Raw genomic sequence first — 22732 nt, 5'->3', positions numbered from 1 at the left:
CCGCCATGAACCGAGCACGCCACATCAGCTTCAGTCGCCCGCGCGGCGGTATGTCGGTCACCATGATGCTGGTGATGATCGCGCTGCTGGCCATGCTCGGCCTGATCGAGATCGGCTTCCTGTTCTGGGCCAAGCGCGATGCGCAGAAGGTGGTCGATCTGGCTGCGCTGGCAGGCGCACAACGGCTGGACCTGTGCCGGCCCGACAACGCCGACAACAGCGCGGCCCGGCAGAACGCGCTCGCACAGAACACCTTCCCTGGGCAGGTGCAGATCCAATGTGGCAACTGGAATGCCACCCGCGGAACGGCTGACCACTTCAGCCCAAGCGTGGACGCAGGCAATCCACGCAACGCGGTGCGGGTCATTGCCGAACGCGGCGTGCTGCCGTTCTTCGGCCAGAACAGCGGGCTGCCCACGTTGCGCGTGCAGGCGGTGGCCAAGCGTTCGGAACCCACCGCCGTGTTTGCAGTGGGTTCGCAGCTGCTGCGCACCAATGGCAACTCCCCCTTGATGGCGACCCTTCGGCTGGTCGGCCTGGACGTCACCAACGCAACAATTCTGTCCTACGACGGCCTGGCACAGGCCACCGTCACCCCGTCGGGGCTGCTGGCGGCACTGGGCATCCCGGTCACCGCCGACCTCAGCGTGGCCGACTTCAACCGGCTGCTGTCGGTCAACCGCATATCACTGGCACAGCTGGTCAATGCCACTGCCACGGTGGTGGGCCGCGAGACCGCCGTCGGCGTACAGCTGCAGGCGCTGTCCAACCTGGTCGGCACGCGGCTGGACATCAACCAGCTGAACATTCTGCTGGGCAGCCAGAACGGCGGCGGCGGCCTGTTCGCGCAGGTGATCTCACCGGACGGCACCATCGGCAGCGCACTGGAATCGAGGGTCAACGTGCTGGATCTTGTCACCGCCGCGATCTCGATCGCCAACGATGGCAATGGTGTGCAGGTGCAGGGCTTGAACCTGCTGGGCATCGACGTCAAGGCCGGCGTGGTGGAGCCGCCGTCGATCGCCATCGGCGGTGTGGGCGCACGCGCGTACAACGCGCAGGTGCGGCTGATGGTGGACGTCGACAGTGATCGCCTGTTCGCGATCGGCCCGCTGCTGAACCTGCTCGGCACCCGCCTGCATCTGCCACTGCACGTGGATGTGGCCAATGCGATGGGGACGCTGACCAGCATCCAGTGCGGTGCGTCCCCCCCCACGGCCACCATCCAGGTCGATTCCTCGGTGCTGCGCGCCTGCGTCGGCAAGGTCAACGCGGCCGATCGCTTCTCCAAGAGCAACGTCTGTGACGCGACCCTGCAGAACGAGCAGCTGTTGAAGCTTCTGGGGCAGCCCCTGATCAACGACAAGGTCACCCTGCCGGCACTGACCAGCACGCAGAGCCTGACCCTGGCCGCAGGCCAGACCGGCTCGACCCGGATCAACCCGTTGGCCGTCGGCACCGCCGTGTCAGACCTGGTCAACGAACTGCTGCGGGTGCTGTCAGGCATGCTCAGTTCACCCAAGCAGGGCATGAGCGCCAATGACACGGCCAAGGCATTGGCCGACCGTTACCTGCAGGCGGCCTTCCCCAGCGGCGGGCGTTACAACGTGGACCAGGTGATTCCATTGCTGCGCGATGGCGATCCGTCACGCAACCTCGCACCGCTGGGCAACTGGACCGTTACCAAGGGTGTACCCAAGCCCTGCCTGATTGGCCTGAGCACCTGCTGGGAAGATGGATCGGTCTGGGCCGGTTACCGCGCCACCGTGACCGGCCAGGGCCTGGGCCTGCTCGACGGCCTGCTGGGCTCGCTGGTCGGCGGCCTGCTGATCAACCGCTGCGACAGCCTGCTGGGCAACCTGATCGACTACAACGGCTGCGTGCGCACCAACCTGGCGTCCTACATCCAGACCGCCCCGGCCGGATTCCTGGATGGGCAGAACGGCGGCGGCGTGACCACCCCCGGCAACAACGTCACCTGCAGTGGCCTGCTGTGTGCGCTGCTGAACCCGGTGCTGGCGGCGCTCAAGCCCGTACTCAACAGCGTCGGCACCCTGCTGACCAACACCCTGGCCAGCCTGCTCGGGCTGGAACTGGGCCGCACCGATGTCAGCATGCAGTCGATCCAGTGCAGCTCGGCGCAGCTGGTCTTCTGACCCGCGCGGGCACCGGTTGGCGGCGTCCGCGCCCATGCTAGACTCGCGGCGGGGAACCACATTCAACTCAACCCACACTACATCCGTGGATGGTCTAGACATGCGAGAAACTTCAGGGGGCACCGTCTTCGCCCGGTATCGGCGCGGCGCAGCACTGCTGGCCGTGGCCATGATGGTGGTGGCGCCGTCGGCGCTGGCCGCACGTGGCGATCGCACTGCCACGGTGGAGCCGGCCAAGGCCGCACCGGTGGTACGCAACACCGTCGACGAACTCAAGCAGTTGATGGATGCGCAGCAGCTCACCGAGCTGCGTACCACCTACAACGGCAACTACGGCGCCAGCCTGCTGTTCAACGCCAATACCCTGACGTACTACGTGGCCCTGTTCCAGGAGAAGAACTTCTGGCGGGTGATCAAGACCGATGCCGTCGACAACGCCGAGCGTGTCTACCGCACCTTCGCGCAGCAGTCCGAACAGCTGGCGCAGGTCTACATCGACACCACCCGGCTGGAAGCCGGCAAGCGCTACACCGAGCGCCTGGTGGCCTACAACGAAGAGCGCCTGCGCACCCTGCAGCAGGAAATGGAACAGCAGCAGGCGCAGTCGGCGCAGGTCAGCGCAGCGCTGCAGCAGGCACAGCAGCAGGCGGTCAGCCTGAGCACCGACGTGCAGAGCACCAACAGCCAGCTCGATGCGCTGCAGCGACGGATCCAGATCCTGCAGGCCGAACAGGGCAACCCGGAGCTGAGCCTGCCCAAGCCGGATGCGGCGACGGCACCGGCCGCCGCCAGCGACGGCCGCTGAGGTCTTCCGGGCCTGTAGACGAGAACGGCACCTTCGGGTGCCGTTTTTCGTTGTGCTCAACGACAGGCCTCGCGTACCGCGTCATCCAGCTGCCTGCGCTGCAGGTAGTCGAGCCTGCGCGGCTTGGCCAGCGTTGCCACCTGCCGCTGGCGCGCCCGCTCGCAGCCACGTGGGTCAGCCGTGATCGATATCAGCGCGCCCTGTGCGCGCCCGCGCCGTGACGTCCGCCTGCTACCGCTGCGGGCAGGCTGCACGACTGCAGGTGTGGGCCCGCGTGCCTTCGACTCGGCACCGGGCACTTCCCAGCGCCACTCAGCGCGCCCCTGGCAGGGCGTCTGCTGGTAAACCGGATGCTCACCTCCGGTGCACTTGTACACGTTGGTCTGTGCCATCGCTACAGCAGCCAACAGCAGTGCAGGCAGCACTCCCCATCCCGGCATCTTCATGACTGGCCCTCACGCGTCCGATGGCCATGGTTGCCATCAGCACCGGCCTGCCGCCAGAGCGAGTCGCGTCAGCGCGACGACCACGCCAATCCGGCACAGCCGTGCAATGCACATCGCCCATCGTGCGCTGTACTGCCGCAGGCGCCGGCCAACCCGCAGGCGTCTTCCCTCCCTTTCGCCAAGGAACCTGCAATGAGCAATTTCGTGACCGTCAATGATGGCGCCCGCATCTTCTACAAGGACTGGGGCACCGGCCAACCTGTCGTATTCGCCCATGGCTGGCCACTGTCGTCCGATGCCTGGGACCCGCAGATGCTGTTCATGGGCCAGAACGGCTACCGCGTGATCGCGCATGATCGCCGCAGCCACGGCCGCTCCAGCCAGACCTGGGACGGCAACAACATGGACACCTACGCCGATGACCTGGCTGCCGTTCTGGATGCGCTGGACGTGAAGGACGCGATCCTGGTCGGCCATTCCACCGGCGGTGGCGAAGTGGCGCACTACATCGGCCGCCATGGCAGCAAGCGCGTGGCCAAGGTGGTGCTGGTCGGCGCGGTGCCGCCGCTGATGCTGAAGACCGAAGGCAATCCGGCCGGCACCCCGCTGGAAGTGTTCGACGGCATCCGCAAGGGCACCGGTGGCGATCGTTCGCAGTTCTTCAAGGATCTGGCCACGCCGTTCTTCGGCGCCAATCGTGATGGCAACAGCGTCACCGAAGGCATGCGTGATTCGTTCTGGCTGCAGGGCATGCTGGGCGGCGTGAAAGGCCAGTACGACTGCATCCACGAATTCTCGGAGGTGGACTACACCGACGACCTGAAGAAGATCGACGTACCGGCTCTGGTGGTGCATGGCGATGACGACCAGATCGTGCCCTTCGATGCTTCGGCCAAGCTGTCCTCGCAGATCATCCGCAACGCAGAACTGAAGGTGTACGCCGGTGCACCGCACGGCCTCACCCTGACCCATGCCGATCAGTTCAACGCCGACCTGCTGGCATTCGCACGCAGATGACGTATCGCGGCGGCGCCCGTGCGCCGCCGCTCCTGCCCTGGAGCCGGCCAGCGGCCTGCTCCATCACGGGACCATCAGATATCGCTGTGGTGATGCGGCGCCGCCGCCGGCAATGGATCATGGCCGCCAACGAAGTGACGCACCACCGGCGCGCGCTCGCCGCGATGCAGCGCGCGCAGCGCCTCCTGGATCGCCTTGTCGTCGGCGGTGATGCGTTCATGCTGGCGCAGGTGCTCCAACCACGACGCTGCGACGAAATACTCCAGATGGATGCCCGGGGTTGCCACATCTTCGACCACGCCCCAGACCACGGCACCATCGCGCCGACGGATCGTTCCCAGCGTGCGCATCTGCGCCTGGAACGCGGCGCGGTCGGCGGCATCGATGCGATATTCGATGGTCACCAGCACCGGTCCGCGATCATTCGACACCGGCACCGACAGTTCCGGAGCTGGCCAGTGCCCGGCCGGGCTCAGGTTCAGATCTTCGGCGCCTGCAATGCGTACCCGCCACACCAGCAGGCCGCCGATGACCGCACCTGCAGCAGCCACCAGCAGTGCCAGCTCGGGCGATGTGCGCTGCGCCAGTGCGCCCCAACTCAGGCCACCGGCCGCCATGCCGGCCGAGAACACCATGATGTACAGGGCAAGCGCACGCGCCCTCACCCAGGCCGGCACCGCCGTCTGCGCTGCGATCTGCAACGAGGACAGTACGGTGATCCAGGCAAAGCCATTGACCAGCATCACCAGCGGCAACACGTACCAGCTGCGGGTCAGCGCCAGGCCGGCCAGGCTTGCTGCCAGCGACAAGGTGGCCAGCAGCACCAGCAGGTCGCGGTCAAGCCTGGCCCGCAGCTTCGGCAGCAGCAGCGCACCGCCCACCGCACCGATACCGATGCAACCCAGCAGCACGCCGTACTGCCCCGCTCCGCCCTGCATCTGCCCGCGCACCACCACCGGCAGCATCGCGTTCATCGCCGCGGCAAAGAAGAAGAAGCCGGCCGATTTGATCAGTACCGCCTGCAGGCGGCCGGCACGGCTGGCATAGCGCAGGCCCGCCTTCAGGCCAGCGCCGAACCCTTCGGGCGGCAGGCTGGACGCCTTCGGATCACGCTTCCAGCCCCACACCACGAACAGCATGGCGGCAAAGGTGATGGCGTTGAACCCGAAGGCCCACACCGCACCCAGCTGGGCCACGATCACCCCGCCGATGGCCGGCCCGATGGAACGGGCGATGTTGATGCCGATGGAGTTGAGTGCCACGGCCGAGGCCAGCATCGGCTGCGGAACCAGCTCGGAGACGATCGCGGCCTGTGCCGGCATCGCCATCGCCGCACCGCAGCCCATGCAGAAGGTCAGCAGCACCAGCAGCTGCGGCGTCAGCAGGTCCAATGCCGTGAGCACGGCGGTCGCTGCCGCCACCAGCAGCATCCAGCCCTGGGTGAACAGCAGGTACTTGCGGCGGTCGACGATGTCGGCCAGGGTCCCGGCCGCCAGCGCCAACAGCACGATCGGCACGGTGGTGGCCGACTGCACCAGCGCGACCATCAGCGCCGAACCGGTGCGTTCGGCCATCACCCAGGCCGCAGCCACGTCGTTGACCCAGGTACCGATGTTGCTGGCCAGGATCGCCAGCCAGATCGAGCGGAACATGCGGATCTTCAACGGCGACCATGCGCCATCGACCTGCGGGGAGTGTTGTGACGCCGATGCGTTCACCATTGCCAAGCTCCAACGATTGAGGCGAACAGCGTGTCCCGGCCGCCGGCCTGCGTCAGTGCAGGACCTGCGTCGACCCAGGCCAGCTGCAGCTGCCATTGCCAGTGGTCATTGACCTGCCAGCGGGTTTCGGATTTGTACTGGGTACCGATGCGGCGTGCGCCTCCGGCACTGCCGGGCAACGCTGCCAACGGTGCCGGCGTGGTATAGACCGCATCGGCGCGCCGATGCTTCCACGCCAGCTGCACACCCAGCTCGGTGGTCACCGCCTCATGCAGGCGCAGTGCCAGTGTCGGTTGCAGATCCATCAGGTTGGCCGGTGCCAACAGGCTGGCTTCGCTGAAATAGGCGGACTTGGGAAACAACGCATTGAACGTACCCAGCCGACCATCACCCGGGTCTGCGTCGCCGCTGGCAATGTCGGCCTTCAGGCCAAGCCGCGGTTGCAGCGGCAGCGCACTCCAGCGCCAACCGGTATCGGTGGCGAGGGTCCAGGCGCGGATGTCCAGATCGCCGGTCACCGCCCGCAGTTCACCGCCCTGCGCCACCAGTTCGGTATTCCAGTCCAGCGCACCCGACTGGCCGAACCAGCGCGCGCCCAGGGTCTGCCGCCGCTCGGTGCCGCTGCCCGCGGCGAAGCGCGCGCCCTCGCGACGATAGTCGAGCAGGTAAAGGTCCCACTGGCTGATGCCAGCGCCCTTGGCCGTGGTCGCATACGCACCGAGCAGGTGTGCACCGCCCTCACCGCGGTCATCGAAAGCACCCGGGCGGTTCTCGACCGGGCGCAGCGCCATCAGGTCCAGTGCGCCCAGCCTGCCCTGCCACCCCACCCGCGCACCATCGAAGGCCAGGCGGATGTTCGGCCCGTCGCGCACCGACAACAGGCGCGAGCTGCCATAGCCCGCTTCCTGCCGGCCCAGCTGCACCTGCATGCCAGCGCCGGACCAGCGCCAGTACGCCTGCTGCACGTCCAGCGCGCCGCGATCGGTACGACCTGGGCCACCGGCCTTGCCGCGCTCGGCATGCGTACCCAGCTGCAGCTTCGCCTGCCAACCACCCTGCGCGAAGGAGGCAGAAGCCAGCGCACGCAGCAGGCCGTAGCCATCGTCGCCAGCACCGACGCCAAACCGGGTCGGGGCGTAGTACATGCCACGCAGGCGCAGCGATGCATCCCACTGCAACTGGCCGTCGCCAACCGTGGTACAGGCACCACCGTCGCAGGCCAGCGCCAACGACGGCAACACCAGCGATGCCAGGGTCAGAACGCGAAGCACGAACACCCCATCGCGCCCCAGAACGCGGTCAGGTCGTCGGTTGGCGTTGGATGACGAACCGCGTGGCCATGCGCACCGTGGGTGCTGCAGGCCACACCATGGTGATGACGGTGCGCCGCAGCCAACCCGGTCGCCCCGCCACCGACGTGGTAACCACCGAAGCGGTTCACCGGCGACCAGTCCGGCATCGCCGGAGGCAGCTGCGGCGCCAACCCGGCGTAGTCGCCGTCGCCATGCACGATGCGGCCACCCACCACGGTCAGCAGGCTGGTGATGTCGGCGATCTGCTGCTCATCGACGCGGAAGAAGTCGGACGACAGCAGGATGAAGTCGGCCAGCTGGCCCACCTTCAGCGTGCCCTTCACCGCTTCGTCGCCGGAGAACCAGGCGCTGCCCTGTGTCCACAGGCGCAGGGCCTGCTCGCGCTCCAGCAGGTTCTCATCACCGTACAGGGCCAGGCCGCCGACGGTGCGTCCCGTCACCAGCCACGACAGCGCCACCCACGGGTTGTAGCTGGCCACGCGGGTAGCATCGGTGCCGGCGCCGACCGGCACGCCCTCGGCCAGCATCCGCTTCACCGGTGGCGTGTGCCGCGCCGCCTGCACGCCATAGCGCTGCACGAATGCCTCGCCCTGGTAGGCCATGCGGTGCTGCACGGCGATGCCGCCGTTCAGTGCGCGGATACGCTCGATGTTGCGCGGGGTGATGGTCTCGGCGTGGTCGATGAACCAGTGCAGGCCATCGAACGGCACCTGACGGTTGACCTGCTCGTAGACGTCGAGGATGCGGCTGATGCTTTCGTCGTAGGTCGCATGGATGCGGAACGGCCAGCGCTTCTCCACCAGCAGCTTCACCACATCGTGCAGCTCCGGCTCAAGTTCCGGTGGCAGTTCCGGGCGCGGCTCGTTGAACAGTTCAAAGTCGGCTGCGGAGAACACCAGCATCTCGCCGGCACCATTGTGGCGCAGCAGGTCATCGCCCTGGCGCGGTTGCAGCATCTCGCTCCAGCCGCGGAAATCGCTGACCTCGCTGCCCTTGTTCTGGGTGAACAGGTTGTAGGCGATGCGCACGGTCAGCTGATCATCGCGATGCAGCTGCTCGATGACCTGGTAGTCCTCGGGGTAGTTCTGGAAACCGCCTCCGGCGTCGATCACCGAGGTGATGCCCAGGCGGTTCAGCTCGCGCATGAAATGGCGGGTTGAATTGGCCTGGTATTCGACCGGCAGCTTCGGCCCCTTGGCCAGGGTCGCATACAGGATCAATGCATTCGGCTTGGCCAGCAGCAGGCCGGTCGGGTTGCCCAGCGAATCGCGCACGATCTGCCCGCCGGGCGGGTCCGGCGTTTCCTTGGTATAGCCACAGGCACGCAGCGCGGCGCGATTGAGCAGCGCGCGGTCGTACAGGTGCAGCAGGAACACCGGCGTATCCGGAGCGATGTCGTTCAGCTCCTGCAGGCTCGGCAGGCGCTTTTCGGTGAACTGGGTCGCGGTGAATCCACCGACCACGCGCACCCACTGCGGCGCGGGCGTGCGGTCAACCTGCGCCTTCAGCATGGCCATCGCATCGGCCAGTGAACGCAGGCCATCCCAGCGCAGTTCCAGGTTGTAGTTCAGGCCACCGCGGATCAGGTGGGTGTGGCTGTCATTGAGGCCGGGCACGATGCGCCGCCCCTGCGCGTCGACGATCGTGGCTTCGCCGCCCCAACCGCGCATGATGTCCTCGTCGCTTCCCACGGCAACGATGCGGCCGTTCTGCACGGCCAGTGCCTGCGCATGCGGCTGTTGCGGATCAAGCGTGGTGATGCGTGCGTTGCGGATGACCAGTGTGCTCATGCGACGCTCCTTGGAAGGGGATTGGATGGCCGCGGCGGTACCGCCAGCCAGGCCCAGCGCCAGCGCGGCACCGGTGGCCAGCACCACATTGCGGCGGCCAGGATCGAGAGGTTCGTTGTTCACGCGATGTCTCCAGAAAGAAGCAGGCCATCCACCGCCCATGCACCGGGCCCGGCCAGGGCGATGGCCAGCAGTGCCAGCGTCCACAACAACGGATACTCGGCACCGCCGCGCATCCAGAACCACCCGTTGCGCAGCGCCAGCAGGGCGGTGAAGGCGATGAAGGCGGCGGCGACAAGCGCGGCGATCCGGGCCTGCCAGCCCAGCATCACAGCGCTACCGGCCACCACCTGCAGCAGCGCCAGCAGCAGTGGCAGCGGCGCCGACGACGGCAGACCGAAGCCACGCAGTTCGCCGGCAAAACCTGCCAGACCCGGTCCGTTGAACCAGCCGAACAACTTGCCCAGCGCATGCGGCAGCAGGAATCCTCCCGCCGCCACCCGCAGGATCAACAAGGCCAGGTCGAGGCCATGGCCATCGCGCACGCTCAGTGCCCGCCTTCCTGCGCGCCGAACATGGTCTTGGCGTACTGGATGCCGACGCCATAGCCACCCGCATGGTCACGGGCGATGCCGGTGGTCAGGTCGTAGGTTTCAGCACGCGCCCAGTCGCGCTGCAGTTCCAGCAGGTACTGCACGCTGGTGATCGGCACGGCACCGGCCTGCACCATGCGGGCGATCGCACGTTCGTGCGCCTCTTCGCTCACATCGCCGCAGGCATCGGTGATCACGTAGACCTCAAATCCCTGCTCCAGCGCCGACAGCGCCGGGCCGACGATGCACACACTGGTCCACAAGCCGGCGAGCACCAGCCGACGCTTGCCGATGCGGTTCACCTCATCGATCACCGGCTGGTCTTCCCAGGTGTTCATCGACGTGCGATCGAACACCGCCTGGCCGGGGAAGATCGCCGGCAGCTCCGGGAACATCGGGCCGGAGAACGACTTCTCGGCCACCGTGGTCAGCACCACCGGCACCTTGAAACCCTTGGCGCCCTTGCTGATCAACGACACGTTGTTGCGCAGCGCGGAGATGTCGATGGTGTGGGTGGCAAATGCCATCTGCGACTGGTAGTCGATCAGTATCAGGGCGTGGTCGGCCGGTGACAGCAGTGCTTTGGCGGGGGTGGCGGTGGCGAGGCTCATGGGTGGACTCCGGTGGAGGAAACAACAGGGGGCTGGGAACGTGCCGCGCCATCGGCCAGGTACTGGCCGGGACTGCAGCCGGTCTCGGCGCGGAAGCTGCGGACGAAGTGGCTCTGGTCGAAGAAGCCAAGATGCTGGGCCAGGCAGGTCATCGACTGCGCGGCCGTCGGCAGCAGCTGCGTGGCGCGTTCGATGCGCCGACGGCGCACGTAGCGCAGCGGACTGGCGCCGGTACCCATGCGGAACAACCGCACCAGATGGAACCGGCTTACGCAGGCAACGGCAGCCAGCTCGGTCACCCGCAGCGGCTGCGACAGGTGCTCGTCGATGTAGCGCAGCGCACGCTGCAGGGCAGCCGACTGGTGCGGTGCCAACGTGGTTGCGGACAGGGCAGGAGGCTGGACGGTAGCCATGAAGGAGCGCCGCGACGGGAGCACCCATGGTGTGCCGCCGGCTGCAATCGCCCTACCCCCGTCGGTCGAGGCCGGCGCTCACCCATTCGGGGGAGGCCGGCGCTGCAGCAGGCGGCGGCCGAACAACCGCGCATCCAGCGAATACGCGCCCGGCCCCAGCATGAGCAGGGCCAACGGCAGCAGCAGCCAGGGCAGCGCCGCGCCCTGCCCGTACAACCCCGGCACCGCCAGCAGCACCGCCAGCGGGGTCAGCAGCCCAGGCAGCAGCAGGCCGATCGCCGCCAGGCACATCAGTCCCGGCACACCGGCCGGACTTCCACCCGCCAACAGCCCTCCTGCCACGCACAGGCGCAGCCACAGCAATCCCAGTCCGGGGCCGCGATCAGGGAACATCACATACAAGCGCTGCATCGCCGGGCTCCGTCATCCATCACGGCGTGATAGCGGACACCGAAGCGGTACGCCTACCCCGAACGGGTCACCCCGGCCTGCCCCGCACCTGCCAGAATGACCGCATGCGTGGCCGCCCCTTCCCCTTCCTGCGTCGCCTGCCGGCGCTGCTGTCGTGCCTGCTGTTGTTGACTGCCCTGCCCGTCTTCGCCGTGCAGCAACCCGCAGTGAGCGATGGCATGCCCGGCTATCAGCACACCGCCTGGCGCGTCGGCCAGGGCGCCCCGGGGGATATCTGGGATATCGTCCAGGACCGCCAGGGCATGTTGTGGCTGGCGACGGGTTCGGGCCTGTACCGCTTCGACGGCCGGCGTTTCGAGCGGCAGGCCGCACCGGCGGGCACCCGTTTTCCCTCCACCAACATGGTCACCCTCGGCCTCGATGGCGGCGATGGTGGCCTGTGGATCGGCTACTTCCAGGCAGGCATCAGCCAGTTCACGCAGGAACGCCTGCGCAGCTTCGGCCGCCCGCAGGGCGTGCCGGTGGGTGTGGTCCCCCGCTTCGCGCATGACCGCAACGGCCGCCTGTGGGCTGCCGTCAATGGCGGCCTGCGCTGGTTCGATGGACGTCGCTGGCAGCAGCCGCCGGCTTCCTTCGGCCTGCCGCAGAGACGCGTGCAATGGGTGCTGCAGGACCGCCACGGCACGTTCTGGGTGCTGGCGGACCTGCAGATATGGCGTCGCCCTCCTGGCGCGGCCCGCTTCGAAGCCACCGGCATCGCGGTCTCGCAGATGGCCTCGCTGGTTGAGAGCCCGCGCGGCGAAATCTGGCTGGCCGACCGCGTGCGCGGCACGTCGCCGCTGGCCAACGCGCATGGCCTGTTGCCCGCAGAGGAACGTGAAGCACGGCGGCTGCCCGGGCTGGTCGCCTCGCGCCTGCAGTTCACGGCCGACGGGGCCCTGTGGGCCACGCTCAGCCCGCACGGTGGCGTGGCCCGGGTCACCTTCGACGGCCAACAGGCTGTGCGCATGGAGCGCTTCGATGCCGCGCAGGGCCTTACCGCGACGTCGGCAGTGCCGGTCCTTGCCGATCGCGAAGGCAACATCTGGGTAGGCACCAACCTCGGCCTCAACCGCTTCCGTGCGCACAGCGTGCAGACCTTGTCCGTGGGCCCTACCGATCCGTACCGGTCATTGGTACGCGCCAGTGATGGCCGGGTGTATGGCTATGGCGAAGACCTGAAGCTGTTCGACCTGCGTCGTCCGCTGCTGGGCGGCAGCGCTGCGCAGCTGCAGGCCGCGGCACGGCAGGCACCCACTCCGGTATGGCAGTTCGACTGGATCAATCTGGCGCGCACCGTCAGCGGCCACACCACCCTCATACCGCTGCCGGCACCATTCACCGGGCAGCCACTGCACGCCCTGCTGTTTGCCGATGCGGACCAGGCCTGGGCCTGCGCCGGCGAGCGCGCGGTGCTGCACTACACGGACAACCGCTGGCGTCGCGAAACCCGGCTTCCCGAGCAGGCCTGTTCGTCGCTGGCGCGTACCGATGACGGTGCGCTGCTGCTGGGCTACGCCGATGGCACCCTGCGCCGCCTGCACGGCGGCACGGTCAACACCTTCGGCGCCGCCGAAGGACTGTCGGTAGGCCCGGTAACCGCGTTGCTGCAGCACAAGGATCTGCTGCTGGTCGCCGGCGAGGCCGGCCTGGCCGCGCGTTCCGGCAACGGCCGCTTCCTGCCGGTGCGCACCGACATGGCCGGCGTGCTGGAAGGCATCACCGGCATGGTCGCCGATGCGAACGGGCTGCTCTGGCTCAACGGCAGCCGCGGCCTGGTGCGGCTGCAGGTTGCCACCCTGCGCAGCGCGCTGCGCAACGACCAGGCGATAGCTCCCCGCCTGTTCGACGCGGTTGACGGCATGCCGGGCATCGCCCTGCAGAGCGGCCCCATCCCCACTGCGGTACTGGCGGCTGATGGCCTGCTGTGGCTTGCCACCAATCAAGGCCTGGCGTGGCTGGACACGCGGCAGTCGCACATCAACACCATGGCGCCTGGCGTGCGCATCGGTGACGTGCTGTATGGCAGTACCCAGGCCCCGTTGCAGGAGGGACTGCGCCTGCCGGCCGGCACTACCCAGCTGCAGATCGACTATGTCGCGCTGTCGCTGGCGCGGCCGGAGCGCAACCGCTACCGCTACCGACTGTCCGGCGTGGACGACGCTTGGCAGGAGGCCGGCGCGAGCACGCGCGCCTATTACACCAACCTCGCACCGGGCCATTACCGCTTCGAGGTGGAAGCAGCCAACGAAGATGGCATCTGGAGCAGCACGCCAGCCAGCCGCAGCTTCCACATCGCACCGACGTTCCTGCAGACCGCCTGGTTCAAACTGTTGTGCGTCTGCGTGGTGATGGCTGCGCTGGCGCTGGCCGTGCGGGTCCGCAGCCGGCAGCTGGCGGCATTGTTCCGCGCCCGCCTGCAGGAACGCAACGGCGAGCGCGAGCGCATTGCGCGCGATCTGCACGACACCCTGCTGCAGGGCAGCCAGGGACTCATCCTGCGCCTGCACGCCATCAGCCAGTCGGCACAGACACCAGAGCCGGTACGCACCCAGCTGGAATCGGCGATGCTGCTGGCCGAGCGCAATCTGGCCGAAGGCCGGGAACGGGTCAACGCGCTGCGCGACGCACCGTTTGCCGGCCGCGATCTCGCCTCTGCACTGGCCGACGTGCATGCCGAATATGCAGGCCAAGGCACCAATCCACTGCGCTTGACCATGGAAGGCACCCCGCCGCCGCTGCAGGCCGAAGCCGCCGAGGAAGTGTTCCTGATCGGGCGCGAGGCCATCCGCAACGCGCTGCGGCATGCGCAGGCCAGTGCCATCGAAGTGGAACTGTCCTACGGCACGCGCTGCTTCCTGCTGCATGTGCGCGACGATGGCGTCGGCATCGCCAATGACAATGCCGGCGGCGGACACTGGGGCATGCAGGGCATGCGCGAGCGCGCACAACGGCTGGGTGCGGAGCTGCAGTTGTGGACACGCCCCGGCCTGGGTACCGAAGTCGCACTGTCCGTGCCGGCGCGTCGCTTGTATCACCGACATCCATCGCGCTGGCGTTGGCCCTGGAGCAGAACCTCCCATGACTGAATCCCTTCCTCCCATCGGCGTGCTGGTGGTTGATGACCATCCGCTGTTGCGCGATGGCCTGGCCGCACTGCTCGGCGCACATGCCGACCTGCGCCTGCTCGGCGAAGCAGCCGACGGCGAGGAAGCCCTTGCCCGCTACCAGCAGCTGCGCCCGGATGTGGTGCTGATGGACCTGCAGATGCCACGCATGGACGGCGTGGAAGCAATCGTGCGGATCCGTGCGATCGATCCCCGCGCACGCATCATCGTGCTGACAACCTACCGCGGCGACGTGCGCGCCGTGCGCGCGCTGCAGGCCGGTGCCAGCGCCTACCTGCTGAAGGACATGCTGCGCCACGAACTGGTGGCCACCATCCGCACCGTGGCCAGTGGCCGCCGCGCACCGATACCGGCGGAAGTGGCGGCCAGCATCGCCGCGCACGTGGTGGAAGACCGGCTGTCGCCACGCGAAACCGAAGTACTGCGCCACGTGGCCGGCGGCCTGTCGAACAAGCGCATCGGCGAACGCATGCAGATTTCCGAGCAGACGGTGAAGGCACACATGAAGAGCCTGATGGAAAAACTGGGCGTTGGCGACCGGACGCACGCAGTAACCCAGGCACTGCGTCGCGGAATCATCAGCCTGGATGACACCGGTCAGGAGTGAAGGGTCTTCGGCAGGGCTGCGCCCTGCACCCGCAGAGGCCGAAGCAACAGCAACAGCCGAAGCAACAGCAACAGCAACAACAACAGCAAAAGCCTGCATTCCTTGGGATGGCGGGGAGGGGACAGATGGCGGGGGACGCTGCAAGTACGTCCATGTAAGCTCGGTCGCGCCATCCATGGCGCTCACGCCCCCGCCATCTGTCCCCTCCCCGCCTCCGACAATTTCCCGCGATCTGTCGGAATGTCATGGTCTGCTCTTGGTGGGTGTCGACCTTGGTCGACACGTAGATCCACGCCATGCGTGGATGCTCTACGTTCAATTGTCGAAATATTGGATTTTGATGGAGATTCATCCAGCATGGGATGGATCCATCAGACACCGGAAAACTGTCGAAGGTGGGGCGGTGTCGGATTGCGGGGTGTCAGCCGCATGGATGCGGCTGCCAAGCCTACAAGGACGTACTTGCGGCGTCCCCGCCATCCGACACCGCCCCGCCCCCCGACGGAATCCAGCTTCTGCCGTTGCCGTTGCCGTTGCCGTTGCCGTTGCTGAGGTTGCCGGCCAGCGGCCGGCACTACAGCAGGTGCAGGGCGCAGCCCTGCCGAACCACCCTCAACGCAGACGGATCAGCAGGCTGCCACCGGCGCAGATCGTCGCCAGCCACGCCACGCCGTGCCAACCCCACTGCGCCAGCGCCAGGCTGCCCAACGCACCGCCGCCAGCCATGCCGATGAACATGCCGGTGAACAGCAGTGCATTGAGGCGACTGCGCGCCGGCGGCACCAGGCCGTAGACCAGGGTCTGGTGCGCGACCAGCGCCGACTGGAAACCGAAGTCGAACAGCAGCGCGCTGACCACCAGCAACGGCAGCAGCGCCACGGCCGGCAGCCACGCATCGACCAGCAACAGCGCAAAGCCAACCAAGGCGACGGCAATCGCCAACCGCGCGACTGCAGGGCTGCCCAACCGATCTGCAAAACGACCGGCAACCGGTGCCGCCAATGCACCCGCAGCACCGGCAATGCCGAACGCACCCGCGGCGGCACTGCCCAGGCCCAGCCGTGCGTGCAGCATCAGCGCCAGCGTCGACCAGAACGCACTGAAGCCCACCGCCAGCAGCGACTGGCTGGCCACGGCGCGGCGCAGCTGCGGCTGCTCACGCCAGAGCGCCAGCAACGAACCCAGCAGCGCCGGATAACGCAGCGTACTGGTCGCAGCGAAGTGCGGCAGTGCGCGTGCCATCACCGCCCCCATCGCCAGCACCGAAAGCGCAGCGAGGCCGAACTGCACGCGCCAGCCCCAGGCTTCGGCCACCACGCCGCTGACCACGCGCGACAGCAGGATGCCCAGCAGCAGGCCGGTCATCACCCTGCCCACCACCTGCCCGCGCTGCGCATCCGGTGCCAGCACCGCGGCGGCCGGCACGATGTCCTGTGCCAGCGTGGCCATCAGCCCCACCAGCAGGCTGGCAACAAGAAGCCCCGGCAACTGGCCGGCCAAGGCGGCCGCCCCCAGGGCCAACGCCAGCAGCACCGACTTCAGCAGGATCAGGTTGCGCCGGTCGAAGCGGTCGCCCAACGGAGCCAGCAGCAGGATGCCCAGCGCATAGCCCAGCTGGGTCAGGGTCGGCACCAGGCCTACGGCACGCTCGCCCGCAGCCAGATCCTGCGCGATCAGGCCCAGCATCGGCTGGCTGTAATAGAGCGAGGCCACCGAAAAGCCCGCGCCGGCGGCCATGGCCAGCACCAGTGATGGGGCGGGCGCAGCGCGTGGCGCAGAGACGACAGTTGAGAGCGAGGGAGCGGGCATGGAAGGCACCAGGGAGAGAATTGGAGCCTAGCGTGCCTACATTCGCGAGGCGTCTGTAGTAGGCTAAACAACATACTTTACATACGCCATACGCATGAACGATCCCGCATCGGGCGGCGACCGCCTGGACCTGCTGCGTACCTTCCTGCGCATCGTCGACAGCGGCAGCCTTTCGGCCGCCGCCGTGCAGCTGGGCACCACCCAGCCCACCGTCAGCCGTCGGCTTCAAGCCCTGGAACGGCAACTGGGCCTGCGCCTGCTGCAGCGCTCTACCCACGGCCTGCTGCTGACCGAGGACGGCCAGCGCTGCCAACGCCATGCGCAGCGGGTGGTGGACGAATGGGAAGCGCTGCAGGCCGAGCTGCACGGGCAGACACAGAGGCTCAGCGGCCGCCTGCGGGTGATGGTGCCGCATGCGTTCGGCCAGGCACAGCTGCTGCCCACCATGCTCGACTTCCTGGCCCAGCATCCACAACTGAGCCTGGAGTGGATCCTCGAGGACCGCCGCCCGGACTTCATCGCCGAAGGCATCGACTGCGCGGTGCGGGTCGGCGCGGTCGATGAACCGCGCGTGGTTGCCCTGCCGCTGGCCGAAGTACCTCGCATTGTCGTGGCCGCACCGTCGCTGGCCGATGCGGAGTCGATCACCACCCCCGAACAGGCGCAGGCGTTGCCGTGGATCTCGTTGGTCACCTACTACCGCGAACGTCTGCTGCTGCACGATGCGCAGGGCCGTGCGCACACGCTGTCGATCACGCCGCGCCTGCTGAGTGACAACCTGTTCGTGGTGCAGCAGGCCGCACGTGCGGGATTGGGAGCCGCAGTGGTGTCGGCCTGGCTGGTGGCCGAGGATCTGGCCGAAGGTCGGTTGGTGCAGCTTTTAGCGGACTGGCAGGCACCACCGCTGCCGGTGCATCTGGTGTTCCCCGCCGCGCGACAGCAACCGCTGCGCCTGCGCGCCTTCATCGATGCGATGAAAACCACGCTGCCGCAGCTGCATGGCATGCGGCCGGCACCGCGCTAGGCGCTACCGGCCGCATCACTGCGAAGCGTGGTCCTGCTTCGCCACGGCATCCCATGCAGCGACCTTTGCCTTGGTGTCGGCCAGCATCTTGTCCAGCGCCGCGCGATCGTACACATCACCGCGCAGGATCACGCTGTCGATCTTTTCGGTGGCAGCGATGTCCTGCAACGGGTTGGCGGTCAGCAACACCAGATCGGCCGCCTTGCCCGTAGCGACGCCGCCATAGCGCTGCATCTGGCCGAACCAGGCGGGGCCCGAACGGGTGGCGGCCGACAGCGCCTGCGGTGCGCTCAGGCCTTCCTTCACGAACAGCTGCAGTTCCTGGTGCAGGCCGATGCCGGGGTAGTTGAACGAATTGAGGAAGCCGGCATCGGTACCGGCAATGATCGTCACTCCCGCTTCCTGCAGCAGCGGCAGCACCGCAGCCACCTGGTGGTACTGCGCATGGCGCGCCTCGATCTGCGCCGGGGTGGCCTTGGCCGCGCGCTCGATGCGCCAGGTGTAGGTCGCGCGCAGGCCCGGGCCGATATAGGCCAGATACGGGTCGTTGGCGTGGTCGTCCTGGTCGAGGAAGTCGAGGATGCGGCCACCGTTGAGGGTCGGCGTCACGAATACGCCACGCTTGGCGAAATCACGGTAGGCATGCAGCGCGGTTTCGCGATCGAAGCTGGCGTCGAGCCGGCGGTTGGCTTCGGCGCGATCGATGCGCCCGGCGCCGAAATCGGCCGCGATCTGCGCCTCGTCCTTGCTGCCAGCCTTGAAGGCATAGTCCAGATGCTCGATCGAGGCCAGGCCCGCATCCACGGCCTGCTCCACCGTCAACGCCATCGGAATGTGGCCCGAGGCCTTGAGACCCGCCTTGCGCGCCGCGCTGGCCGAGTACAGGAACAGCTCCGGCGTCAGCGTGCTGTCGGTGATCTTCACGAAGTCGACCTTGTCGTGCTGCAGGCGCTCGATCGCCTTGTCCGCGTCGGCCTTGCTGCCCACTTCGATGGTGCCCTTCCAGACCGGCTTGATGCCTTCGATTTTCGCACCGGAGGTCAGCAGGCGCGGACCGAACAGCGTGCCGTTGGCGATGTCGCCGCGCCACTGCAGTACCTGCTGCGGAAGATCACCGGAGCAATCGCGGATCGTGGTGATGCCATGAGCGATGTACAGCGGCAGCAGCGCCTTGTTCTCTTCCACCAGCGCCGGACCACCACCGAAGTGCACGTGCATGTCCCACAGGCCTGGAATCAGGTACTTGCCCTTGGCGTCGATCTGCCGGCTGGCGCTCCACTGGCTGCGTAGCTGCGCATCGGGACCGACCGCGACGATGTCCTCGCCACGGATGACCACGCTCTGCCCGGGCACGCTGCGTGCGTGCTCGACATCGACCACCGTGGCGTTGCGGATCAGCAGATCGGCGCGCTCGGCGGCAGACGCCGACAGCGGTGCAACGGCAAGAAGGACGGCAAGGGACAACGGATGGGAACGGAACATGGACGGCATCCTGGTGGGCACGGCAGCGTGCGGGTGGAAGGGGCGGGTGTCAGCGCGTCGCGCCATGCTGGCGCAGCAGGGTTTCGATGTTGGTGTAGCCGCGTTGCTTGGCATGCGCCAGCGGCGTTACGCCGTCGCCATCGGCAAGCTCGGGGTTGGCGCCAGCGTCCAGCAGCAGCTGTACGATCTGCACGTGGCGCGGGCCGCCATCGCCAAGCAGGATCGCCTCCAGCAGTGCAGTCCAGTGCAGGCGGTTGACATGATCCACGGCCACGCCGGCGCGCAGCAGCGTACGCACGGTGGCGACGTGGCCGCGTTCGGCCGCAGGAATCAGCGCGGTACCGCCATAGCGGTTGGTGCTGCGCAGGTCTGCACCGTGGGCGAGCGTCAGCGCCAGGATCTCATCCAGGCCGCGCGCGCCGGCATACAGGTACGCGCTGTCCTGCATCGCGTCCTTGGCATTGACGTCGGCACCGGCCTCGATCAGTTCCCGCGCCGCGTCCACGCTGTTGCCGTGGGTGGCCAGCAGCAGGGCCGTGCGGCCCTGGCCGTCACGCGCCTCCAGATCAGCACCCGCATCCAGTGCCTCGCGCACGGCGCGGGCATCACCGCGGCTGGCGGCATCGCGCAGCTGCGCATCGGCGTCGCTTCGGGAAGTCGCCGTACACGCCGGGATGACCATGGCCAGCAGGCACAGCAGCAGCATGCGGGCCAATGGCGAACGGCGCTGCCGGGAGCGAGGGTGGTGCATCGTGACTCTCCTTATGCGCAATGGCGCCGGCCATTGCCGGCCCCTGCCCTGCATGGTAGAAGTCGGCACGGGTATCCAGAAGTGAAATGTTCAAATGCAAGACAGTGCCAAATCGAATAGAACAGTGTTCGAACTGGACCTGCTGCGGGCCCTGGTGATGGTCGCCGACTGTGGCAGCTTCACCACCGCGGCTACCCGCCTGCATTCAACCCAGTCCACGGTCAGCCAGAAGATCCGCCGCCTGGAGGAGCTTGCCGGCCACCGCCTGCTTGAACGCGGCCACCGCGACGTGCATCCCACCGACGCCGGGCACACCCTGCTGGGCTATGCCCGGCGCATGCTGGATCTGAACGAGGAACTGGCCCAGGCCTTGGCCGGCGCCACCGTGGAGACTGCGGTGCGCATCGGCGTGCCGGAGGACTTCGTGAACCCGCAGACCACGCGTATGCTGGCCGCCTTCAGTCGCCGCCACCCGCAGGTCAAGCTGGAAATCAGCAGCGGCCTCAGCCGTGATCTGGCCCATGGCTTCGACCATGGCGAGCTGGACCTGGTGCTGGTCAAGCAGCGTCGCAACACCCGCCAGGCCGTGCACTGCCGGCGCGAACCGATGCATTGGATCGACAGCCTGCGCAGCAGCAGCCTGCAGCAGGACCCGCTGCCACTGGTCACCTTCCCGCCGCGCGGGCTGTACCGCGACGAGATGATCCAGGCCGTCGAGGCGCTGGGCCTGCGCTGGCGCATCGCGTTCACCAGTTCCTCGCTGAGCGGCATCCAGGGCGCGGTGGCCGACGGCATCGGCATCAGCCTGCTGCCACGGCGCGCGGTCAACCGCGAACACCGCATCATCGATGGGCAGCGCGACCTGCCCCTTGTCGACAACTACGAGATCGGCCTGCTGCATCGCGCCGATGCCGATGATGCGGTGCGTGCGCTGGCCAGCGAGTTGTGGCGACAGGTGCAGCGCGAGCCGGAATAGTCGGCAGGGCTGCGCCCTGCACCGCATTGGTAGTGCCGGCCGCTGGCCGGCAACCTCAACGGCAACGGCAACAGCAACAGCTGGTTTCCTTTGGGATGGCGGGGTGGCATGGCCTGCTCTTGGCAGGTGTCGACCTTGGTCGACCAGTAGATCCACGCCACGCGTGGATGCTTTTCGAGATATTCGATTTCCAATGGAGATTCATCCACGCATGGCGTGGATCTACTGGTCAGCGGGAACCTGTCGAAGGCGGGGCGGTGTCGGATTGCGGGGCATCCGCGCCATGGATGGCGCGGCTGAGCCTACAGGGACGTACTTGCGGCGTCCCCACAATCCGACACCGCACCGCCCTACCTCGGAATGCCGCTGTTGCTTCGGCTGTTGCTTCGGCTGTTGCTGTTGAAGTTGCCGGCCAGCGGCCGGCACTACCAGGTGCTACCGGGCACGGCCCGGCCGCTACAGCCAACGACCGTCGACCACCACGCGTCGCTCGGCCGGCACTGCGGCCACCGCCGCCGGGCCATGGTCGGCACGCACCGCCACGAAGGTAGCCGGACGACCTTCTGCAATGCCGTACTGCGGCAACCCGATCACCTCCGCCGCATGGGTGGTGACCATGTCCAGCGCCAGCATCAGGTCCGCATCGGTGTAGAAGCCCGACCGATAGCCCAGCAGCATCGCCCGCTGCAGCAGGTCGCCATTGCCATAGGGCCACCAGCAGTCGCGGATGTTGTCGTTGCCGGCAAACACGCGCACACCGGCGTCGTGCAGAGCACGCAGCGGCGGGAACGGATGGTCGCCCGGCGCATTGCTCATGATCGCTACGCCTGCGGCAGCCAAGGCCTCACCCACCTGCAGCGCCCGCGCCAACGGCACCTCGCCCAGCGCATAGGCGTGACTGACCGCCACCCTGCCCTGCAGGCCCGCCGCGCGTGTGCGCGCGGCGATCCGCAGCAGCTGCGCCAGCCCGGTCTCGCCCGGCTCGTGCAGATGGATGTCCAGACGCACGCCATAGCGCTCGGCCAGCCCGAACAACAACGCAAGCTGGCCTTCGGCATCCCCGTCCAGCGTGCTCGGGTCGATGCCTCCAAGCACCTCCACCCCGGCAGCAATCGCCTGTTCCAGAATGGCCGCCGTACCCGGGCACGACATCACGCCCGCCTGTGGGAACGCCACCAACTGGATGCGCATGATGTCGGCACAACGCAGCGCCGCTTCACGCACCGCCTCCAAGTGACGCAGGCCGGTGCTGCCATCGATGTCAACGTGGCACCGCATCGCCACCGTACCGAATCCGCTGCACTGGCGGATCAGGGCCTCGGCACGATCGGCCATGGGTGCGGCGGTAGCAATCGCGGCTTTTTCCACCGCCAGACGCTCGCGCAGGCTGTTCACCGGCTGATGCGGATGCCAGCGGTCGCCGACGAAACTCTTGTCCAGGTGGATATGGCCGTCGACCAGTCCAGTCAGCACGGTAAAACCGGTCAGATCGACGCTTTCGGCTCCCTGTGCTGCTGCATCGTCGCCATTGATGCCGACAAACCGGCCATCACGGATGTGGAAATGCAGCGGGGCACCGTCGCGATCGACGCCACCATGGACGAACTGCAGGGTCATCAGGTTCTCCCGGAAAGCCAACA

General features: G+C 67.5%; 19 protein-coding genes. 7 read left to right on the top strand and 12 right to left on the bottom strand.

Annotation, left to right across the window (positions count from 1 at the left end; all coding sequences use genetic code 11):
* Positions 1-5 precede the first annotated feature (5 nt).
* Both ABIA73_RS00440 and ABIA73_RS00435 read left to right on the top strand, forming a co-directional pair.
* Positions 6-2156, top strand: a complete 2151-nt coding sequence (locus ABIA73_RS00440) for a TadG family pilus assembly protein (protein ID WP_032975288.1) — start codon at positions 6-8, stop codon at positions 2154-2156.
* A 100-nt stretch (positions 2157-2256) separates the two neighbouring features.
* A complete protein-coding gene (locus tag ABIA73_RS00435) occupies positions 2257-2961 on the top strand; it encodes a DUF2968 domain-containing protein (protein WP_025878535.1) in 705 nt (234 codons plus the stop codon).
* Between the two features lie 56 nt (positions 2962-3017).
* Here the strand turns inward: ABIA73_RS00435 and ABIA73_RS00430 are convergent, their stop codons facing one another.
* Positions 3018-3407, bottom strand: coding sequence for a hypothetical protein (locus ABIA73_RS00430; protein WP_025878534.1), 390 nt, complete (start codon positions 3405-3407; stop codon positions 3018-3020).
* Positions 3408-3599: 192 nt separating this feature from the next.
* Between ABIA73_RS00430 and ABIA73_RS00425 the strand changes: the two genes are divergently transcribed.
* Positions 3600-4424 carry an alpha/beta fold hydrolase gene (locus tag ABIA73_RS00425; RefSeq protein WP_025878533.1) on the top strand — a complete coding sequence of 275 codons (825 nt, stop codon included), beginning with the start codon at positions 3600-3602 and terminating at the stop codon, positions 4422-4424.
* Between the two features lie 74 nt (positions 4425-4498).
* On the opposite strand, the gene ABIA73_RS00420 is transcribed toward ABIA73_RS00425, so the two are convergent.
* The 7 genes from ABIA73_RS00420 to ABIA73_RS00390 all read right to left on the bottom strand — a co-directional run bounded on the left by ABIA73_RS00420 (position 4499) and on the right by ABIA73_RS00390 (position 11276).
* Positions 4499-6145, bottom strand: a complete 1647-nt coding sequence (locus ABIA73_RS00420; RefSeq protein ID WP_059064418.1) for an MFS transporter — start codon at positions 6143-6145, stop codon at positions 4499-4501.
* Complete coding sequence (locus ABIA73_RS00415; RefSeq protein WP_354275228.1) at positions 6139-7422, bottom strand: alginate export family protein; 1284 nt, start codon at positions 7420-7422, stop codon at positions 6139-6141. The genes ABIA73_RS00420 and ABIA73_RS00415 overlap by 7 nt, the downstream gene beginning before the upstream one ends.
* Entirely contained in the window at positions 7401-9248 is a 1848-nt protein-coding gene (locus ABIA73_RS00410) for an amidohydrolase (RefSeq protein WP_354275397.1), read from the bottom strand. The genes ABIA73_RS00415 and ABIA73_RS00410 overlap by 22 nt, the downstream gene beginning before the upstream one ends.
* A 119-nt stretch (positions 9249-9367) precedes the next feature.
* A complete protein-coding gene (locus tag ABIA73_RS00405) occupies positions 9368-9793 on the bottom strand; it encodes a DoxX family protein (RefSeq protein WP_025878529.1) in 426 nt (141 codons plus the stop codon).
* Between the two features lie 2 nt (positions 9794-9795).
* Entirely contained in the window at positions 9796-10452 is a 657-nt protein-coding gene (locus ABIA73_RS00400) for a hydrolase (protein WP_033831352.1), read from the bottom strand.
* Positions 10449-10865: a helix-turn-helix domain-containing protein gene (locus ABIA73_RS00395; RefSeq protein ID WP_025878527.1), complete on the bottom strand. Its 417-nt coding sequence runs from the start codon at positions 10863-10865 to the stop codon at positions 10449-10451. The genes ABIA73_RS00400 and ABIA73_RS00395 overlap by 4 nt, the downstream gene beginning before the upstream one ends.
* Before the next feature lie 78 nt (positions 10866-10943).
* Entirely contained in the window at positions 10944-11276 is a 333-nt protein-coding gene (locus ABIA73_RS00390; protein WP_032975282.1) for a hypothetical protein, read from the bottom strand.
* 104 nt (positions 11277-11380) lie between these two features.
* On the opposite strand from ABIA73_RS00390, the gene ABIA73_RS00385 reads away from it, so the two are divergent.
* Positions 11381-14404 (top strand): sensor histidine kinase, encoded by a 3024-nt coding sequence (locus ABIA73_RS00385; protein WP_354275227.1) that lies wholly within the window; start codon positions 11381-11383, stop codon positions 14402-14404.
* Positions 14397-15050, top strand: coding sequence for a response regulator (locus tag ABIA73_RS00380; RefSeq protein ID WP_032975280.1), 654 nt, complete (start codon positions 14397-14399; stop codon positions 15048-15050). The genes ABIA73_RS00385 and ABIA73_RS00380 overlap by 8 nt, the downstream gene beginning before the upstream one ends.
* A gap of 612 nt (positions 15051-15662) precedes the next feature.
* On the opposite strand, the gene ABIA73_RS00375 is transcribed toward ABIA73_RS00380, so the two are convergent.
* Entirely contained in the window at positions 15663-16859 is a 1197-nt protein-coding gene (locus tag ABIA73_RS00375; protein WP_134832713.1) for an MFS transporter, read from the bottom strand.
* Positions 16860-16953: 94 nt separating this feature from the next.
* On the opposite strand from ABIA73_RS00375, the gene ABIA73_RS00370 reads away from it, so the two are divergent.
* Positions 16954-17883, top strand: a complete 930-nt coding sequence (locus ABIA73_RS00370) for a LysR family transcriptional regulator (RefSeq protein ID WP_354275226.1) — start codon at positions 16954-16956, stop codon at positions 17881-17883.
* A gap of 15 nt (positions 17884-17898) precedes the next feature.
* Here the strand turns inward: ABIA73_RS00370 and ABIA73_RS00365 are convergent, their stop codons facing one another.
* Together ABIA73_RS00365 and ABIA73_RS00360 are read right to left on the bottom strand one after the other, a co-directional pair.
* On the bottom strand, positions 17899-19365 hold the full coding sequence (locus ABIA73_RS00365) for an amidohydrolase family protein (protein WP_354275225.1): 1467 nt from the start codon (positions 19363-19365) through the stop codon (positions 17899-17901).
* A gap of 49 nt (positions 19366-19414) precedes the next feature.
* Entirely contained in the window at positions 19415-20116 is a 702-nt protein-coding gene (locus tag ABIA73_RS00360) for an ankyrin repeat domain-containing protein (protein ID WP_309909996.1), read from the bottom strand.
* A gap of 94 nt (positions 20117-20210) precedes the next feature.
* On the opposite strand from ABIA73_RS00360, the gene ABIA73_RS00355 reads away from it, so the two are divergent.
* Positions 20211-21092, top strand: coding sequence for a LysR substrate-binding domain-containing protein (locus tag ABIA73_RS00355; protein WP_032975274.1), 882 nt, complete (start codon positions 20211-20213; stop codon positions 21090-21092).
* Between the two features lie 456 nt (positions 21093-21548).
* Here ABIA73_RS00355 and ABIA73_RS00350 read toward each other — a convergent pair whose 3' ends face one another.
* Positions 21549-22709 (bottom strand): amidohydrolase family protein, encoded by a 1161-nt coding sequence (locus ABIA73_RS00350; RefSeq protein WP_354275396.1) that lies wholly within the window; start codon positions 22707-22709, stop codon positions 21549-21551.
* Positions 22710-22732 lie beyond the last annotated feature (23 nt).

The organism is Stenotrophomonas sp. 2694, assembly GCF_040548715.1.
Taxonomy (GTDB): domain Bacteria; phylum Pseudomonadota; class Gammaproteobacteria; order Xanthomonadales; family Xanthomonadaceae; genus Stenotrophomonas; species Stenotrophomonas indicatrix.
This window is presented reverse-complemented; position numbering and strand designations above follow the sequence as displayed.

What these genes read in the sequence shown, in the direction of transcription:
- ABIA73_RS00395 (WP_025878527.1), bottom strand. Translation starts at nt 10,865, where the DNA reads ATGGCTACCGTCCAGCCTCCTGCCCTGTCCGCAACCACGTTGGCACCG.
- ABIA73_RS00375 (WP_134832713.1), bottom strand. Translation starts at nt 16,859, where the DNA reads ATGCCCGCTCCCTCGCTCTCAACTGTCGTCTCTGCGCCACGCGCTGCG.
- ABIA73_RS00350 (WP_354275396.1), bottom strand. Translation starts at nt 22,709, where the DNA reads ATGACCCTGCAGTTCGTCCATGGTGGCGTCGATCGCGACGGTGCCCCG.
- ABIA73_RS00390 (WP_032975282.1), bottom strand. Translation starts at nt 11,276, where the DNA reads ATGCAGCGCTTGTATGTGATGTTCCCTGATCGCGGCCCCGGACTGGGA.
- ABIA73_RS00435 (WP_025878535.1), top strand. Translation starts at nt 2,257, where the DNA reads ATGCGAGAAACTTCAGGGGGCACCGTCTTCGCCCGGTATCGGCGCGGC.
- ABIA73_RS00370 (WP_354275226.1), top strand. Translation starts at nt 16,954, where the DNA reads ATGAACGATCCCGCATCGGGCGGCGACCGCCTGGACCTGCTGCGTACC.
- ABIA73_RS00420 (WP_059064418.1), bottom strand. Translation starts at nt 6,145, where the DNA reads ATGGTGAACGCATCGGCGTCACAACACTCCCCGCAGGTCGATGGCGCA.
- ABIA73_RS00380 (WP_032975280.1), top strand. Translation starts at nt 14,397, where the DNA reads ATGACTGAATCCCTTCCTCCCATCGGCGTGCTGGTGGTTGATGACCAT.
- ABIA73_RS00355 (WP_032975274.1), top strand. Translation starts at nt 20,211, where the DNA reads ATGCAAGACAGTGCCAAATCGAATAGAACAGTGTTCGAACTGGACCTG.
- ABIA73_RS00430 (WP_025878534.1), bottom strand. Translation starts at nt 3,407, where the DNA reads ATGAAGATGCCGGGATGGGGAGTGCTGCCTGCACTGCTGTTGGCTGCT.
- ABIA73_RS00410 (WP_354275397.1), bottom strand. Translation starts at nt 9,248, where the DNA reads ATGAGCACACTGGTCATCCGCAACGCACGCATCACCACGCTTGATCCG.
- ABIA73_RS00400 (WP_033831352.1), bottom strand. Translation starts at nt 10,452, where the DNA reads ATGAGCCTCGCCACCGCCACCCCCGCCAAAGCACTGCTGTCACCGGCC.
- ABIA73_RS00385 (WP_354275227.1), top strand. Translation starts at nt 11,381, where the DNA reads ATGCGTGGCCGCCCCTTCCCCTTCCTGCGTCGCCTGCCGGCGCTGCTG.
- ABIA73_RS00365 (WP_354275225.1), bottom strand. Translation starts at nt 19,365, where the DNA reads ATGTTCCGTTCCCATCCGTTGTCCCTTGCCGTCCTTCTTGCCGTTGCA.
- ABIA73_RS00425 (WP_025878533.1), top strand. Translation starts at nt 3,600, where the DNA reads ATGAGCAATTTCGTGACCGTCAATGATGGCGCCCGCATCTTCTACAAG.
- ABIA73_RS00440 (WP_032975288.1), top strand. Translation starts at nt 6, where the DNA reads ATGAACCGAGCACGCCACATCAGCTTCAGTCGCCCGCGCGGCGGTATG.
- ABIA73_RS00360 (WP_309909996.1), bottom strand. Translation starts at nt 20,116, where the DNA reads ATGCACCACCCTCGCTCCCGGCAGCGCCGTTCGCCATTGGCCCGCATG.